The 15,669-nt window shown below is 64.2% G+C and carries 15 protein-coding genes; 2 read left to right on the forward strand and 13 right to left on the reverse strand.

Features of this window, described 5'->3' with window-relative positions:
* The first annotated feature begins 31 nt into the window (after positions 1–31).
* Positions 32–1,087, forward strand: a complete 1,056-nt coding sequence (locus BLR31_RS05050) for an FAD-binding oxidoreductase/lyase (protein WP_090592914.1) — start codon at positions 32–34, stop codon at positions 1,085–1,087.
* Complete coding sequence (locus BLR31_RS05055; protein WP_090592917.1) at positions 1,084–3,063, forward strand: FAD-dependent oxidoreductase; 1,980 nt, start codon at positions 1,084–1,086, stop codon at positions 3,061–3,063. The genes BLR31_RS05050 and BLR31_RS05055 overlap by 4 nt, the downstream gene beginning before the upstream one ends.
* Here BLR31_RS05055 and BLR31_RS05060 read toward each other — a convergent pair.
* From BLR31_RS05060 to BLR31_RS05120, 13 genes are all read right to left on the reverse strand, one after another.
* On the reverse strand, positions 3,053–4,294 hold the full coding sequence (locus BLR31_RS05060) for a hypothetical protein (protein WP_090592919.1): 1,242 nt from the start codon (positions 4,292–4,294) through the stop codon (positions 3,053–3,055). The two genes, BLR31_RS05055 and BLR31_RS05060, sit on opposite strands and share 11 nt — an antisense overlap.
* 126 nt (positions 4,295–4,420) lie before the next feature.
* Complete coding sequence (locus tag BLR31_RS05065) at positions 4,421–4,903, reverse strand: hypothetical protein (protein WP_090592922.1); 483 nt, start codon at positions 4,901–4,903, stop codon at positions 4,421–4,423.
* 65 nt (positions 4,904–4,968) lie between these two features.
* Positions 4,969–6,339, reverse strand: a complete 1,371-nt coding sequence (locus BLR31_RS05070; protein WP_090592924.1) for an ATP-binding protein — start codon at positions 6,337–6,339, stop codon at positions 4,969–4,971.
* A complete protein-coding gene (locus BLR31_RS05075; protein WP_090592927.1) occupies positions 6,339–6,998 on the reverse strand; it encodes a response regulator transcription factor in 660 nt (219 codons plus the stop codon). Before BLR31_RS05075 ends, BLR31_RS05070 begins: the two co-directional genes overlap by 1 nt.
* An 18-nt stretch (positions 6,999–7,016) precedes the next feature.
* Positions 7,017–7,316, reverse strand: a complete 300-nt coding sequence (locus BLR31_RS05080) for a hypothetical protein (protein ID WP_090592930.1) — start codon at positions 7,314–7,316, stop codon at positions 7,017–7,019.
* A gap of 46 nt (positions 7,317–7,362) precedes the next feature.
* On the reverse strand, positions 7,363–7,557 hold the full coding sequence (locus BLR31_RS05085) for a type II toxin-antitoxin system HicA family toxin (RefSeq protein ID WP_090592932.1): 195 nt from the start codon (positions 7,555–7,557) through the stop codon (positions 7,363–7,365).
* 3 nt (positions 7,558–7,560) lie between these two features.
* Positions 7,561–7,806: a DUF1902 domain-containing protein gene (locus BLR31_RS05090; protein WP_090592935.1), complete on the reverse strand. Its 246-nt coding sequence runs from the start codon at positions 7,804–7,806 to the stop codon at positions 7,561–7,563.
* Positions 7,807–7,863: 57 nt separating this feature from the next.
* A complete protein-coding gene (locus BLR31_RS05095; protein ID WP_090592937.1) occupies positions 7,864–8,613 on the reverse strand; it encodes a glycoside hydrolase family 108 protein in 750 nt (249 codons plus the stop codon).
* Positions 8,614–8,639: 26 nt separating this feature from the next.
* A complete protein-coding gene (locus BLR31_RS05100; RefSeq protein ID WP_090592942.1) occupies positions 8,640–9,581 on the reverse strand; it encodes a DUF2793 domain-containing protein in 942 nt (313 codons plus the stop codon).
* A complete protein-coding gene (locus BLR31_RS22185; protein ID WP_090592944.1) occupies positions 9,582–13,325 on the reverse strand; it encodes a baseplate multidomain protein megatron in 3,744 nt (1,247 codons plus the stop codon).
* Positions 13,326–13,520: 195 nt separating this feature from the next.
* Positions 13,521–13,946: an NlpC/P60 family protein gene (locus tag BLR31_RS05110; protein WP_210183884.1), complete on the reverse strand. Its 426-nt coding sequence runs from the start codon at positions 13,944–13,946 to the stop codon at positions 13,521–13,523.
* A gap of 5 nt (positions 13,947–13,951) precedes the next feature.
* Positions 13,952–14,830: a DUF2163 domain-containing protein gene (locus tag BLR31_RS05115; protein ID WP_090592949.1), complete on the reverse strand. Its 879-nt coding sequence runs from the start codon at positions 14,828–14,830 to the stop codon at positions 13,952–13,954.
* Positions 14,827–15,429 (reverse strand): DUF2460 domain-containing protein, encoded by a 603-nt coding sequence (locus BLR31_RS05120; RefSeq protein WP_090592952.1) that lies wholly within the window; start codon positions 15,427–15,429, stop codon positions 14,827–14,829. The genes BLR31_RS05115 and BLR31_RS05120 overlap by 4 nt, the downstream gene beginning before the upstream one ends.
* Between the last annotated feature and the right edge of the window lie 240 nt (positions 15,430–15,669).

A 15,669-nucleotide genomic window follows, 5' to 3' on the forward strand; every position in this document is an offset into this window, starting at 1 on the left:
CTCCAGGTTCTGAGGACATCTTACGACCGATATGACTGCGCAAGCCAAAACCATTGCCGTCGTCGGTTCGACACCATTCGCGTGGCTCTTAGCAGGCCTTCTGGCCGCTGACCACTCACGAGCAATTGTGCTGGTCTCCGCGCCGCACGATTCTCACCGCCTTTCGCTGCCCCCGTCCCTGTCCGTCGCGCCGATCACGCGTCCGGAAACATGGGCCCGGCTGACCGAGATCGCAGCCCCGGCTGCGCGTCGCCTCTCGCGTATCGCACCACGCCTCGCGCGCCGTACGGACGTTATATTCGGCGCGCGTTCGCCCGCGGCGCGAAACGCTCTGAGCCATATGCGTCATCTGATGGCTGGCTTTGGCCATGCCGTCGAACCGGCACACGCGATCCCTGACAGTTCAGCCATCAGGGTCCGCGATGCCTGGGCCTTCGACGGTGATGCCTTTAAGGGCGCAGCAGCACCATGGTTGGCCGCCGCCAATGTTGCGATCGTGAACTCCGCTAGTGGGCTTAAGGTGCGCCGGGACGGCAGCGCCAGCTTTGGTGCGACCAATTTCGATCTTGTCGTCCTGGCCGACGATCAGTCGATCGTCGACCGGTTGTCGGCCGAGGATGTGGCCGGATTTGCCAGCATGGCCAACGCTATCGGCATCCACACATCGCCTGTCCCGCCCATGAGCAATGCAGTCACTATCGACCTCGATAGCGGTGCGACTATGCTGCGCGACACGACCGGGAAACTCATCGCCACCGCTTATGATGAAGACGAAAAGGGTCTGGATCGCATCCGCGCCAGCATGCCGCGCACCATCGCACCGCGCCTCGCCGCCAAGACCCGGTTCAAATGTCTGCACACCCACGATGGGGCGCCGGTGATCGGCACGCCCCGTCGCTCGCGGATGTTTATCATTGCCGGGCTTGGCGCTCTCGATCTGGTATTTGCACCCATGCTCGCCCGGCTCATCGCAGGCGATGCAAGCGGTGTGGAAGCCGAATGGGCCGCAGCTCACGCCGCCGACCTGCGCCAGCCGCGCGTGGAGGTTGCCGAATATGTTCCCGGTCGCCTCGGAGATGAACGATGAGTGCCGGGCCCAACAGACTTGGCGGCGTGGTGCCGCCCGAATTTGCCAAACCGGTCATCGACCGCGCCAGGCCGATACGCTTTCGCCTCGATGGCCGCACCTATGCGGCCTATGCTGGCGACACGGTTCTCTCGGCGCTCCTTGCAAACGGCGTCACGGCGGTAGGGAAGGCCGATAGCAGCCCGCTGACGCTCGACGCGGCAAGTGCGCCACCCATCTGCCTCGTCGGCAACGAGGCCCGGCCCGACCTCGCCATGCCCATGGATTTATGCCCAACCGTCGATGGCGCCAATTTCGTGTCATTGGGGACGACGCGGGGTAAATCGGCCGGATGGGCTGGGCGTCTCATGACGCACAAGACAAGTCTTGGTCTCACCTATACCGATACGGACCCCGCCCCTGGCGGATGGATCGACACCCCGGCCTCGCGCCAATCCTCTACCGAAATCGTTGTCGTGGGCGGTGGCGTTGCTGGCCTCTCCGCCGCGCTTGCCGCTGCGGAGCAGGGATTGAGGGTTACCATTGTCGAACGCGAACCGGTTCTGGGCGGCATATCGCCGTTTTTCGGGCGCGCCGATGGGGAGCCTGTTCCAGACGAATTGATCGCCAAACTGTCCGGTGAGATTGCCTCATCCAACCTCATCACAGTCTATCTCGACACCATGGCTTTCGACCTGCAGGGCACCACACTTCGTGCCCTTCGGATCGCGCGCACCGGCGGCATGCCGGAGCCGGAACATCTTGCCATCACCGGCAACACTATCGTTTTGGCCACCGGCGCCAGCGGCCGTCTACCCGTATTTCCGGGTAATCTGCTGCCGGGGGTAATCGAGGCGTCCGCCGCGTGGCGGCTCGCCGCGCGCTACAATGTCTGGCCGGCGGGCACGGCGCACGTCCACACAGGAACCAATGCGGGTTATCGCATGGCCTTGCTCGGCGCCGCCGCCGAACGCAGTATCGAGCGCACGACCGATCCACGCCACGCGCCCCAAACCCGGTTTATCGAGTTCTGCAAGGCTTACGGATATCGCTTAGGCTGGGGCGTCTCGATCGCTTCGGCAACCCCGCAAAATGGCGCCCTGCGCGTCGAACTCATCGATAGCCTCAACGGCAAGGCAACGCAGGATAGCCTCGTCTGCCATCGACTGATCGTATCTGGCGGATGGCAGCCCGATCTCGATCTCTGGCTGAAATCAGGCGGCGGCGTGCGTTGGGACAAGGACGCCCAGCAGGTGATGGCTGACGGGGACCGCCCCGACATAAAACTCGCCGGTGCGGTGGCTGGATATCAAAGTCTTACGGGTTGTGCGGATCACGGTAGGGCCGTTCTTTCGGACGACGGCACTGGCGACAAAATCCTCGTCGCGGACCCGCGTATAGATCCGGTCTTTGAAACGCCGGACGGTCTTTTGACCGTGACCGCACCTCGCGAGCGCTCCGCCGCGCCCGCATGGGTCTGCCCCGCCCGCATTACGCGCCTGCCCCGGCCCGGCGCGACGGGACTGGCCGGATTCGTCCGTCGACCCGAGGGCAAGCGGGCGCTGGCCCCGCGCGCCCATAACCATCTCGATATCTTGGGAGTGCTTGTGAGTGGCGCTGCCGAGCCCGATCATCTCAGCCGCTACGCCCAGGAGCACTGCATGCTTCCTGTGAGGCTCGAGCCCTTGGTGCCGACAGCCGTCTCGAGCGTCCGTCCCGATCCATTGCCATCCTATCTCGGCCACCGCTTTGGTCCAGGTCAAGTCCGCTGGTCTCTGACGTTGGAAAGCGCGCGTACGTTCGATCCGGGGTGTCTTGTGTTTCTCAACACCGATGAGCGCTCACCCCTCGCCGCAGTTGGCGTCGTCGTTGTCGGAACCTCGTCGGCTATAGAAATCCTCGCTACGGGAGATCGCCTCTCAGACGGCGATACGGTCTATGTGCGCGACGGTCTGGCCGTCGTCCCAGCTCGATTAAAGCCGCTTCCTACGAGCTGACGGCGCGCTTGCTCGCCAAATCACGGGCGCGTCGCAGAATGTCTGCATACTCGGCGTTGAAGCGGATTTCGGCCATCTTGATCCCCGCATCGACGCGGTCTCGCGCCGCCGCATTTCCGGGGTCGGCGCGGTAGGCATCGAGCGCGCGAGACATCAAGACTTCCAAGGTTTGCCCGGTATCGCTCCACGCTTTGTCGAGCAGCGCGTTGACTGCCAGCGAATCTCGCGAATTGCGCACGGTCATCAGCAGATAGAGCCCGTTAAACCCCTGTAAGACATCGTCATGATCGATGAAATCGGCGCCTTCGCGCGGCTTACGCAGGGCTTGGGTTATGTTGCCGTTGATCTCGCGCACGGGACGCTCCAGCCGCTCGGATATCCGGCCGGTCAGATCGGTGATGATCTTCCCCCAGCGCGAGCGCCTTTCGATCTCGAGATTATAGTTGAGGGCACGCATCAGCCTGTGAAACCGGTCGATCGCCTTGCAGGCGAAGTCGACATCCGAAAACACCGAAGGCTGGCTGACAAGCTTGCCGATCTGTCCCTGCGCGCGGCTCAGCACCGCCTCGACCAGCGGCCCATAGCCCGCCGCGACCACATGGCCCTCGCTTTGGCCGCCTGACAGCGAAACCACCGCCGCCAACATGCGGCTGGGGTTACTCATGTGCCCCACCATGGCCTGCATCCAGAGCGCGCGGGTCACCGGGTTTGTGATGGTGATCGTCTGTAGGGCCGTCGCAAGAGCCCCCTCGTCACCAAGATTGCCCACCGCAGTGCCGAACCGCGCCGCCTGGATCAGCAGGGCCTGTCGACGCAGTGCCATGATGATGACCGGCAGGCTCTTTCGCGCATCTTGGCCACCCATCTGGATGGTGTTGCGCCGGGTTAGTTCGAAGTCGGCCTTTTCGGCGACATCATTGGCCTTCAGCGCCTCCAGAAACTCCGGCAGCAACTGCTCGAACGCACCCTTGGGCTCGGCTCCGGCCATGATGGCGTCGCCCAATCGTGCAGCGGGCGACGCGCCAACGTCACGGGCCAGCCACGTCCACACCGAGGTCGCTACCTCGATGTCGATCGCCCCTGGAAAATCATGAAAAATCGGCTGCGATACCAGAATGTCGGGCATTGCCCCAAGATACGCGGCCAGCGCAGCATCGGCCCAGCCTCGATCACGCCCCGGCGAGCGGTTCGGAGCTGAATTAGCGCCAGAAAGCGTATCGGCGGTGGGCATGGGGCGAAAACCGGAGCGTCGTCAATGTCGAGCGGAAGGTAACATTACCGGCAATAGGGTAAAGAAAGATTTGTCATATGAAAAAGGGGCGCTCAAGGCGCCCCTTTAGTCTCATCATGTGCCCGATCAGGCCGATACCGTCCACGCCCCATCGACCTCGCGACAAGCCTGGCCGGATGCCGTATAGGTCTGGCCGGAAATGGTCACCCGGTGGGTAAATTCGCGGCAGTCGAGGCTGTTGACCCGAACATACGGACCAACCGAAACCGATCCGTTAGCACCGCCCGAATTCCATGTACGCGGTGCGCCTGGGCGGCCAAACTGGAGCGCATAAAACTGTGCGTCATTAGCCGCTGAACGCTGTGCAGGGGTCAACTGGTTGAGCGCGGCACCGTCGATGTAGTTGTAGCTGCCTGGATCAAGACGGGCCTGCTGCAGCGCTGGGGCCTGTGGCTCCGGCGTGGTCATCGTGGGCATCGGATTGGTAATGACCGTTGGCTGCGGCATCGGCGCACTGGCCGTCTGCATCGATCCCATTGTCCCCGTACGCGAACAGGCAGCCACAGTCAGGGCCAACCCGATCAATGCTATCGCCCTCAAAATCTTCATATCGAAATACCTTTCATCGGACTGGTCCGCTTTAATTGTGTCACTTCGCAAATAGTGCGGCCAAATTAGGGGAGTGCCCCCGCTCCGGACCGCCGTGCTGCCGGCAGGGTCAATATAGCCTTAAGCCCGCCAAGAGTTGATCGCGTCAAGACAAGTTGTCCGCCATATACGTCCACAAGCTCCTTGACGATGTCGAGCCCAAGTCCACTCCCGGGCGTTTTTTCGTCGAGCCTGACACCGCGGCGCAACACCGCCCTGGCGTCCTCGTCCGACAACCCCGGCCCATCATCCTCAACGATGATCGAGATGCTGCGGTTCCCTGCTTCAGTCACGTCATGGGCAGAAAGCTTGACCGAAGCCTTCGCCCACTTGCAGGCATTATCCAGAAGATTGCCGGCCATCTCTTCAAGATCGCCCTCATCGCCCCGGAACCAGGCAAGGCTCTCCGGCAGGTCGATGGCCACGTCATGGCCTTTGTGAAGCTTGCCCATCACGCGCCCCAGACGCTCCAGAACGGCGTGCGTATCGGTCCGCTTGCCCACGACGCTCGACCGCGCCGCCAGACGCGCCTTTTCGAGATAGGTGGAAACGATGCGGGTCATGTTGTCGGTCTCGGCCAAGACGGCGCTGCCCAGCGCGGTCTTTTGCCCGTCCGCCTCGTTGCGCAGCACGGCGAGAGGAGTCTTGAGACCATGGGCAAGGTTACCCACCTGCGCCCGCGCGCGTTCGATGATCTGGGTGTTTGAGCGCAAGAGCTCATTGACCTCGTCGGCCAATGGCGAAATCTCCTGCGGAAAACTTCCCTCGACCGCTGAGCGTTCGCCCTCGCGCACGGCCTCGACGGCTTCTCGCAGTCGCTCGATGGGCCGAAGGGCAAACCGGGCGATCATGCCACTCATGGCCGCTAGGATGATCCCCACCACCGCCAAAACGATGATCGCCTGACCGCGAAACGCGACCACACGCCCTTCGACATCGGAATAATTGCCCGTGACGGTGATAACGACCCGCCCGATACTGTCGAGCGTAATCCAGCGCTCCACCGCCCGCAGTGTCTGCCCGAAATCATCGGTGACCATGCCGGCCCGCGTGCCTGAGCCGGAAAACGCGCCGACCAATTCAGGCAGGACGGTGCCGACCAGCGACGGGGAGAAATTGATGAGTTGTCCCGCTTCGTCACGGATCTGCCAGTACCAGCCCGACGTCGGACGCGAAAACCGCGTGTCGGCAAGGCCCATGTCGGGAGATGAGGGGGAATTGGCTTCCAGCGTCTGCCCCACCAAAGAGGATATCTGAAAATCGAGACTTTCGGTGAGATCGCGATCGAGCGCCTGGGAATAAAGCTCCGTCAGAAGAAAGGCCGTCGCGACGAGCGCCACGATCAGCCAACCCGCCGAGAGCCAGAACAGCCTGAACGCGATCGATCCGCGTGTCATCAGTCCGCCAGGATCTGGTAGCCGAGCCCGCGAATGGTCTGGATCAGTTCTTCAGGCAGCTTCTTGCGCAAGCGTCCAACGAACACTTCGATCGTATTGGAATCCCTGTCGAAATCCTGATCGTAAAGATGCTCGGTCAATTCGGTGCGCGAAATCACCTTGCCCTTGTGCATCATCAGATACGCCAATAGCCGGAATTCGTGGCTGGTCAGCTTGATCGCCTGTCCGCCGACCGTTACGCGCCCAGCCTTGGTATCGAGCCGAACCGTTCCGGCGGTGATTTCGTTGCTCGCATGCCCCGCCGCCCGGCGCACCAGCGCCCGCAACCGTGCCAGAACCTCCTCCATATGAAAGGGCTTGGCCACGTAGTCGTCAGCGCCCGCGTCGATCCCCTGCACCTTGTCGCTCCAGCGATCGCGCGCTGTAAGCAGCAAAACGGGCATCATGCGGTTTTCGCGCCGCCAGGCTTCGAGCACCGAAATTCCGTCCATGCGCGGCAGCCCGATATCGAGCACGACAGCGTCATAGGGTTCAGTCTCGCCGAGGAAATGGCCCTCTTCACCATCCATGGCGCTATCACAGACATAACCCGCGTCGGTCAGGGCTTCACAAAGCTGGCGATTGAGGTTTTCGTCGTCCTCGACAACAAGGATACGCATTAAGTCCCCCCGGACAAATTACTGTGCGTTGAGCGTGAGATTGCGCGCTTCGCCCGAGGCTTCCAGCACGGCGAGTACATAGACGAGCGCCCCGCCCTGGTCACAGACCCTGACACTGAGCACTTCGGTGGACGGGTCAATCCCCTCCCGCGACAATACGGCCGCCACCGGCTGGATACGGCCCTCGGAGAGCGCAGCCTGGATGGTCGCATTATCCCAACACCCGCCCTGCGCCACAGCGGGCGCAGCGCCCGCCGAAGCAAAGAGCCCGAGCGCAAGAATCAGCATTGAGATGCGGGAAGCGAAAGACTTTTTCATGGACCGACTTTTACAGCCAGATTGCTGAACTGCAAATGAATGGCGTTCAGAATGATTTGGGAAGTCCGGCCTGTTTGAGAGCGGCATTGGCGGTATGGCGCGACTTGATGGCGCCGTCGACGGTAAAGTGCCGTCCGTTGACCGGCGAAAACCATATTTCATGGTCGCCTCGCCCCTGCCGCACGAGATAACAGCCAGCAGCTTTCAAAATCCGCTTCAGCTCCGGGGTGAAGCTGGGCATCGATCAATGCTGAAGGGCCGGTATGCGGCCCGTCTTGGCGGCGACCATATGGAATGGCACGTCATGGCCCAGGTCGAAATCACCATTATTGTTGAGTTCGAGCAGGTCGGGAAGCGCGTTCGCCACCTTATCGTACAATGCATCGACGGACGCCGCTTCGAGCGCCAGCCCGTCGATGTCTGACGACGTTGCCACCCACACGCCAGCCTCGTCGTCCCAATCGGCCCGCACCACGATGATCGAATGCATTGCATCCACGCTCCTGTTGGATCGCAATACTATAGGTGCGGTTGTGCGAAGTGCAACTTACACCTTCCCCAACTCGCTCTTGAGCCCGCGGCGCAGGAAGATCACCGCCAGCGCTTCCATCACCAGATGCGGCCCGGACATGCCGCCGAAGGCATCGATTTCGAGCCCAAAGCTCTGCGCCATCCCCACCAGCAGCATCAGCGCGCCGACGATGTAGGTCTTGTGTCCATCGAAAATGCTCATGTCATCAACTCCGATCGTTTCGCTTGTCAAAGGTTTGAGAGGCACATCGGCGAGCGCATTGGCGCGGATGTCGGCCACCCGGCTCGTCCATCCGCGTCCAAAGCTCGCCCATGTCGAAAGGCGCTGCAAAAAGCTCATGCGCTGGTCGCACAGTGCCTCGACCAGCGTGCGCGTGTCGCGCTTTGCGATCGCCGCTAGCGTCACGGGCCCGACGAACCCGTCCTGAACGACCCCCACCAGCGCCTGCAACGCCCTGATCGCCCGGTCCGGCCCCGAATTGACCGCATAATCGAACAGCGCAAGATCCAGCCCCGCCGGCATCGACCCGGCTTTCGACCGATCCCAATACTGCGCCTTGTAGATCGCCGCCGCCTCCGCCCGCGTCAGGGCCGCGACCTCGGATTTGGGCACATCCCACCATGGCGAGACACCGCGCCAGCGCGCCAGCGTCTTGTGGGTAATCCCCATATTGGTCGCCCCGCCCGGATCGGCGGGATGATCCACATAGCCGCCCTCGTGCTTTAAAATCAGCGCAAGGCAGCGCGTCCAGCGTGATGCCGGCATCGTCAGTCTCCCTCAATTATAGAAATTCAGTCGTTGTCGCGAAACGAAAGCTCGATCCAATGGGGTCCGCGCCGAACCAGCATCAAGCTGTCCTTGAAGGCAGCGAGCTCCCGATCGCCGCCGAGTTTCAAATTCCCGATCCCATCGCGAAAGGTCAGCGTGGTCCCCATCGTCCCGGTGGCGATCAACATGGCGCCATCAAAGCCGCCAGTGATCGTATCGATCTCGTCGCTTGTCCCGGTCTCGGGCGCCGGTACGGCATAACTCGTCGTCACCGTCAGCACCCCATCCGCCACAACGGGAAAGCTCACAGCGCTCCCCATCATCTGGTCGAACCTGACGAACCCCTCCGCCGTGAGCGTCAGCGCCGTGGCAAAATCGGAGCCGTCGGCGCTCGTCTTGAAGGCAAAGTCGTCATTCCCCGCCAGCCCGATCTCCGCCCGCCCCGAAAATCCGGTCTGGAACAGCACGGTCGCGCTATCGCCCGACGCTTCCTTATTGAGCGTCAACCGCACATCACCGCTGCCGCCCTCGGCATCCTGCACAGCGGTGAACAGCGCCGCCTCGGACCGCACCATCAGCCGGTTGATATCGTCTGCAACGCCCCCGATACCCACCCGGTCCACCTGGTCGAGCACGCCCGTCCAGTCACCATCGCGATAGAAGCAAACCCGTCCCGCATCCGCATCCCAGGCCAGCCACCCCTCGACAGGCGTCGCAAACCGCCACCCTCCAAGGGTCCAGCTTGCCACCGCGCCATCATGCCCCGCCCACGCCCCGGTCGGCGCATCGCCGATGCCGTAGCTTGCCCCCTCGTCGGGATTGTCGGGCGGATCATCGCGCCCGATCTCGGCCAGCCGCAACTGTACGATCGCATCGAGCAGCAGCAGCGCCTCATTGTGCGTCACATGCTTTTGCGCCTGTTCGGGCGCCATCAGCGGCAGATCCAGCCGCGTCGTCGTCGTCATCTAAACCTCTCCATGCGCCGCCAGCCCCGGCCCCAGCACCGGGCTGACCTGTTGAACCGTCCAGCCAAATCCCGCCGGCACGCCGCCAAAATCGGCCTCCTGCGCCGCCGTCGAATAGCTCCAGCCGCTCTCTCCCACATCGACCTGGCGCACCCGAGCATCGCCATCGAAGACGCAAACCCGATACCGCTCGGGCGCGATGTCCAGCGGCACCTCGCCAAAGCTCCAGTCATTGCCGCCCACCCGGCTGCGCCGTATCCACGACAGCGCCAACGCGCCCGTTTCGTCCCGCCGCGCCGTCAGATGCACCGGCGCCAGCGGCAGCACCGGCTCGGAGCCCATCGCCACCGCCTCCGTTCGCCCTTCGACATCGGCCGGCCCGGCAAAAACCCGCACATCGCGCGTGCCACTCAATTCGCCCTGCCCGAGCGCCATCCGCAGGCATGCGGCGTTGATCACCATCACCGCCTGCCCGCTCGCCGCCGCCCCCGGCACCGTGCCTCGCAATCCGCGCAGCAGCCCCGAGAGCCGATACCGCCTCGGCGCGACAAGCTCCGCCGTTTCGAACCCGACCAGCTCCCAGCCCCCGCCATCCGACTGCACCGCAATTCGGTTGGCGGACGCCAGCACCGTCATCGGCTCGCCCGACGCCACATGCCCGCTCGAGAGTTCGATCTCCATCGTCTCGCCTCGCGCCCAGACACCCAATGGCCCTGCCTCAAGTCTCGCCGTCAAAACACCCACGGTGCCGCGCGCCGAAATCGTCCCCAGCGTCACCCCGCTCGCCGCATCGCGCAGCGTGATCGGTCCGGGCCAGGGCTGGGCATAGGCCGCCGCTACCAGCTCGCTCCCGCCCGCCCCATCGGGCAAATGCGCGATCACCACCAGCGGCTGTGCCGCGATCGGTGGCCGCACCACACTCCAGCGCCGCTCTGTCGGCGACACGGCAATCGTCGCCGCATCCCCATGCGCCAGCGTCGACACCCGTCGCTCGAACCCGTCCCGCACCGCCTCGATTCGAAACGGCTCTTCACCCTCCAGCGTCACCAGATCGCCGGGCTCCAGCGCGAGCGCCGATGGTGGCAGCGCGAAATCGAGCGCGTCGGAGGCCGTCGCCTGCCGCATCAGCATCGCCCTGGCCGCAAACCGCGCCGCGTCCGCCTCCAGCACCAGCCCGCTCTCGGCCCCAACGTTCCGCGCGCCCACTGGCGACACCGCCAGAACCGCGGATGTGCGATAATCGATATCGCGGTCGAAATGATTGAGCGTCAGCCGCCCCGCGGTTTCCGCCGGGTCGCCGCGCCTGCGGCTCGTCACCGGCCCATCGCCCCGCTCCAGATCGTCCGCCTCCAGCCCCAGCACCGCCCCCACCTCGGGCGAAATCCACTCGATCTTTCCCAACCGGTCGCGCACCGCAAGCCCGCCCGCCTCGGCGAGATTGGCCGCGACGTCGCGCAAGCTCGCCACCGCCTCGACGCCGAGTCCCGTCACCATCGGCGGCACCGCATCGATCCGCCCGGTCGCAACGCCATATTCATCGGCGATCGCCGCCAGCATTTCGCCGAGCCCCGCCGCGCCCAAACGCCCGTTCAGCCAATGCCCGGTCGAATAATTCGCCGCGTCAGCCCACACATCGGCCAGCCCCGGAAACGCCGGATAGGGCCGCGCGTCCCAGCACCAGATGTAAATCCGGTCGGTATCGAGCATCCGCCCGCCATAGACCGGCGATGTCGGATTGTGCGCCCCCGTCGCCCGCCAATACTGGTGGCACGCCCGCAGCGCCTGCCGCTGCACCAGGGCATCGGGCCGCCCGGTCGAAAATGCCGGCCGCTTATCCTCTGAACTCTTGGGGTCCCCAAACGCATTCGGCCCGTTCGGCCCCTTGTCCACCGCCCCGCACCCGAATTCCGTCAGCCAGACCGGTTTCGACCGCGGCACCCAATCGGTCGTCGTCCCACTGCGCACCCCGCCCACGCGGTTATGGTGCGGTTGGCTCCACCAATTGACCAGATCCTTGTAGCGCCAGACCCAGTCCTCCCCATGCGCTCCGTCCGAAATCGGGGTCCGCGCCTGCGCCGCCCGATCCGCGACCGAGGCATAGAACCAGTCGAACCCCTCGCCCCCGGCAATATTGCCCTTCAAATACTCAAGCTCATAGATCGACCGCGCCTTTTGCGCATCGAGATGCCCCTGCCCGTCCCGCCAGTCGGCCATCGGCATATAATTGTCGATCCCCACGGCATCGATATTCTCATCGGCCCACAGCGGATCGAGATGGAAAATCTTGTCCCCCGGCGCGCCCTCCGGCTGCAGCCCGGAATATTCCGACCAGTCTGCCGCATAGGTGATTTTTGTCCCACCCCCGACGATCCCCCGCACGTCCGCCGCCAGTGCCTTCAACGCATCGACAAACGGAAACTGGGTTGCCCCCGACCGCACCCAGGTCAGATGCCGCATTTCCGACCCGATGAGAAACGCCTCGACGCCCCCGGCTTCTTCGGCCAACGCCGCATAGTGCAAGATCATCTCGCGATAGCCATTGGTGATGAACGCCGCCACCTGCGCCCCCGCCCCAGCCGTACCGTCCGGTGATCCGGCAACACCCGGCGCCGGATGGCACGTAATCCGCCCCCTCCAAGGATGGGCCGGCTGCCCGGCCCCAAGCGTAAACGGATCGATCAGCCCATTGCCCACCGGCACGTCCATCATCACGAACGGATAGAGCGTCACCGAAATCCCGCGCGCCCTCAAATCCCTGATCGCCGCGATCACCGATGCATCCGACGGCGTCCCGCCATAGGCCGGTCCACCCGCGTGCTCGCTCACCACATTGGCCGCACCGCGCGTCAGCCCGGCCACCGCCCATTCGGTCCCCTCGACCTGCCGTCCCGCCGCCTCGACGCGCGGCTCGACAACGCATTCTCCGCACCGCAGATCGGTCCCGAACCAGCTCACCACCAGCCCGACATGCTTTAGATTGGGGCACAGCGCCAAAAGCTCGTCGATCGACACATCCCAGTTCGAGCGCAACCCGCTCGCATGGGTATTTTCCGCCTCGGTCTCCCCGCGCCCGACCACCCGGACACGCGGCGCGGGGTCATAGCCGAATTCAGTGGATCCGGGGATCACGCACATCGCCCGTATGTCGCGCTCCAGGTCCCCCACCGGACGGCACACTTCCACCGAGATATTGGGTATGCGATTTCCGAACGGGGTCAGGTCCAGCCGCTCGAAAACGATATAGCACAGCCCCCGATATGCCGGCGCCTCGCCCTGCTTTGCGGCAATGAGCCCATCAGCATTTTGTGTCCGCGTCCCGCGATAAAACCGCAGCGAAAGCCCTTCGGTCTCAAGCACACGCCCATCGGCCCAAATGCGCCCCATATGGGCAACTTCGCCCTCGCACAGCGCCACGGCAAAACTCGCCGCGATCGCCTCCTCCTCAGCCTGTCGCCCAAACCCTTTCGATCCCGAATTTTCCGGCGTGATCCGCTCGAGTTCGGTCGCCCAGATCACATTCCCGGCTACCCGGCACCAGCCATAAACGCGTGGAATGGCACCGCCTTCGCTAGACCCTGTCAGCCGGACATCGCTCCCCTGTGCAACCGGCCGTTCGCCAAAAATCGCCCCATCGATGGCGCTCCCCGCCAGCGCCCCCAGCGCCCGCCCGATCGTCGCCCCGATCGGCCCAGCCACAGCGCCGCCGACCATCTGGCCAGCCAGCGTTAATGCAAGAGTTGCCATAGTCCCCGTCCGTTATCCTTGCGCACCGCATTGCGCCTATATGCCTTCGCCCGAGCCTCGCGTGCCCCACCACCGTCATCCCGGACTTGATCCGGGACCCAGTATGCTCCGCGCCAGCATTTCCAGCGCCCACACCCCCCGAGCCTACTCCCTCTCCCTCGGAGGAGAGGGTTGGGGTGAGGGGGCCCTGAGCGCTCAACCAGGCTTTGCCTCCGGAAACCGAAACACCCCCGCCACCCGCTTTTGCCAGTTCTCATCGAACGCCACCTCGACTACCCCCAGATGCTCCTGCGCATGAACGAACCGCCCGGCCTCTACCATCACGCCGCAATGGCGCGCCGGCCTGTGCCGCAGCAATGCCAACAGCACCACATCCCCCGGATGCGCCGCGCCGTTGACCCGTGCGAGATATCGCAGCGCCCCATCTTCCAGCGCCGTCCCGGCCCCAAGATCGCGCCAGTCAGGCCCATACGCCGGCACAGCAACCGCTTCCCCGCCCAGTGCCTGCCAGATGCCCCGCACCAGCCCCAGGCAGTCCGCCCCCGCCCCGCGCGTGGCCGCCTGATGCCTATAGGGCGTCCCGATCCACCGCCGCGCCTCGGCCACAACCTGATCGGCCATCCCGCTCATCGCACCAGTGCCTCGCCATCCAGCCGGTCGGTCGCGCTGGGATATCGCAGCACGAAATCATTGCCCGGAATGTGCGGAAACCCCTGAAAATTCGCGCCATTGCCGAACTTTGTCCGGCACGTCGCAAACTGCTTGTCGCATCCGGCAAAAACCCTCAGCGTGTCGCCGATCTCCACCCAGTCGCTCACCGCCCGCGCAAAGCCCAGCCGGTTCCCCGCCTGGGCCAAAATCGCCTCGCGCACGCCATCACGCTTCCCGCTTATCCACTGCGCGGTACCATCGACGAACCACCCGTCGGCAAACCCGCCCAGTTCCGACACCACGACCGTCCTGGCGTCCGCCATCCCGGTCACCGTCACATCCGCCCGATATGCCGCACCATCCAGATCGACCCCGCACCGCCCATCCCCCAAATGCGCATCGCACATGTGCTGGTAGAGTCGCCCCCTCGGTGCATTGAGCTGATGCTGCGCCGAGCGCAACTCGGCCCGGAACACTCCGTCCTCGCGGACGATTTCGCCGATCGTATCCACCCGGATCAGCTCGCGCTGGCCGATGACCCGCCAGTTCACCCGCCAGCTTTCGATCCGCGCCCCGTCATAGCGCCCCAGCGCAATTTCATCCTCTGCGATCGCCGCCGAAGACAGCACGCCCAGCACTTCCGAGGTCTGCGTCTGCGCCCCCAGCCGCTGCACCGTCTCGCTGCCGTCCAGCCCATCGGCCGGCGCATAATTCACCCCGCCAAACGCAAGCGGCACGTCATGATCGGTAAACCCAAGCACCGCCCCATCGGCCCGCTCCAGTTTCCAACACCAGCAGAGCGTCGTTGCCCCGCTCGCGATATGGGCCGCAAAGCCCTCGGAAAAATCCCTCATTCGCCCAACACCTCGATCACCGGAATGTTCGGCGCCATCGCGGCATCGAACTCTGACAGCTCGACCTCCAGCCGGTCCGTATCGAACCGTACCGGCACGTCGAACGCGAACCCCGCCCGCACCGCTGCGCCCGTCGCCGGCGCGTCGTCCAGCGTCACTAACCCCGTCAGCGCATCGACCGAAAACGCCTCCACCGCGGCCCCGCCCACCGAAACCGAAACGCTCCCCGCCACCGGCTTTGTGATGGGGCGGTCATAGGCGTCAAAATCCCCGCCATAGCGCTTGACGAGTTGAAACTGCGTACGGCTCCCGTCCCCTGTCCCGATCCGCTGGTCGGCCCCCGACATCCAGTCCAGCCCGTCGCGCCATAAAAACGAATGAAACCGCCCCCGCCGCTCCTCGAAAAACGCCAGCACCGCCTGCATGTCGGCCCGCGATTTGACCCCATACCCGGCATTGTAGCGCCGCCGCGCGTGCGCCCACCGCTGATTGCGCTCCTCGCGCCCCGACGCCAGGGTCACCACATCGGTCAACCGCACCGGCCCACCCTGCGCCCCCAGCGCGATATCGAGCGGAAACCGCACCTGATGAAACGCCATGAATTGTCCTCTCGATTGTTTGCACCGCATGGGGTCCGCCCCCTGCCCTCATGACAGGAGTATCCCCACCACGTACTCGCGTTTGCCCACCGCTCCGCCGCGTTCCCCCACCCCGTCGGCGTTTTCCCATCACCCAAATCCCGCCCCAACCTGACTCCCTCTCCCTTGGGGGAGAGGGTTGGGGTGAGGGGGCCTAGCTGAGTCAGTAAAAGCCTCAACCCTGCCCCACCCACCACCGTC

Origin of the sequence: Pelagibacterium luteolum (assembly GCF_900100665.1) — a bacterium.
Lineage (GTDB): Bacteria > Pseudomonadota > Alphaproteobacteria > Rhizobiales > Devosiaceae > Pelagibacterium > Pelagibacterium luteolum.

What these genes read in the sequence shown, in the direction of transcription:
- BLR31_RS05050 (WP_090592914.1), top strand. Translation starts at nt 32, where the DNA reads ATGACTGCGCAAGCCAAAACCATTGCCGTCGTCGGTTCGACACCATTC.
- BLR31_RS05055 (WP_090592917.1), top strand. Translation starts at nt 1,084, where the DNA reads ATGAGTGCCGGGCCCAACAGACTTGGCGGCGTGGTGCCGCCCGAATTT.
- BLR31_RS05060 (WP_090592919.1), bottom strand. Translation starts at nt 4,294, where the DNA reads ATGCCCACCGCCGATACGCTTTCTGGCGCTAATTCAGCTCCGAACCGC.
- BLR31_RS05065 (WP_090592922.1), bottom strand. Translation starts at nt 4,903, where the DNA reads ATGAAGATTTTGAGGGCGATAGCATTGATCGGGTTGGCCCTGACTGTG.
- BLR31_RS05070 (WP_090592924.1), bottom strand. Translation starts at nt 6,339, where the DNA reads ATGACACGCGGATCGATCGCGTTCAGGCTGTTCTGGCTCTCGGCGGGT.
- BLR31_RS05075 (WP_090592927.1), bottom strand. Translation starts at nt 6,998, where the DNA reads ATGCGTATCCTTGTTGTCGAGGACGACGAAAACCTCAATCGCCAGCTT.
- BLR31_RS05080 (WP_090592930.1), bottom strand. Translation starts at nt 7,316, where the DNA reads ATGAAAAAGTCTTTCGCTTCCCGCATCTCAATGCTGATTCTTGCGCTC.
- BLR31_RS05085 (WP_090592932.1), bottom strand. Translation starts at nt 7,557, where the DNA reads ATGCCCAGCTTCACCCCGGAGCTGAAGCGGATTTTGAAAGCTGCTGGC.
- BLR31_RS05090 (WP_090592935.1), bottom strand. Translation starts at nt 7,806, where the DNA reads ATGCATTCGATCATCGTGGTGCGGGCCGATTGGGACGACGAGGCTGGC.
- BLR31_RS05095 (WP_090592937.1), bottom strand. Translation starts at nt 8,613, where the DNA reads ATGCCGGCATCACGCTGGACGCGCTGCCTTGCGCTGATTTTAAAGCAC.
- BLR31_RS05100 (WP_090592942.1), bottom strand. Translation starts at nt 9,581, where the DNA reads ATGACGACGACGACGCGGCTGGATCTGCCGCTGATGGCGCCCGAACAG.
- BLR31_RS22185 (WP_090592944.1), bottom strand. Translation starts at nt 13,325, where the DNA reads ATGGCAACTCTTGCATTAACGCTGGCTGGCCAGATGGTCGGCGGCGCT.
- BLR31_RS05110 (WP_210183884.1), bottom strand. Translation starts at nt 13,946, where the DNA reads ATGGCCGATCAGGTTGTGGCCGAGGCGCGGCGGTGGATCGGGACGCCC.
- BLR31_RS05115 (WP_090592949.1), bottom strand. Translation starts at nt 14,830, where the DNA reads ATGAGGGATTTTTCCGAGGGCTTTGCGGCCCATATCGCGAGCGGGGCA.
- BLR31_RS05120 (WP_090592952.1), bottom strand. Translation starts at nt 15,429, where the DNA reads ATGGCGTTTCATCAGGTGCGGTTTCCGCTCGATATCGCGCTGGGGGCG.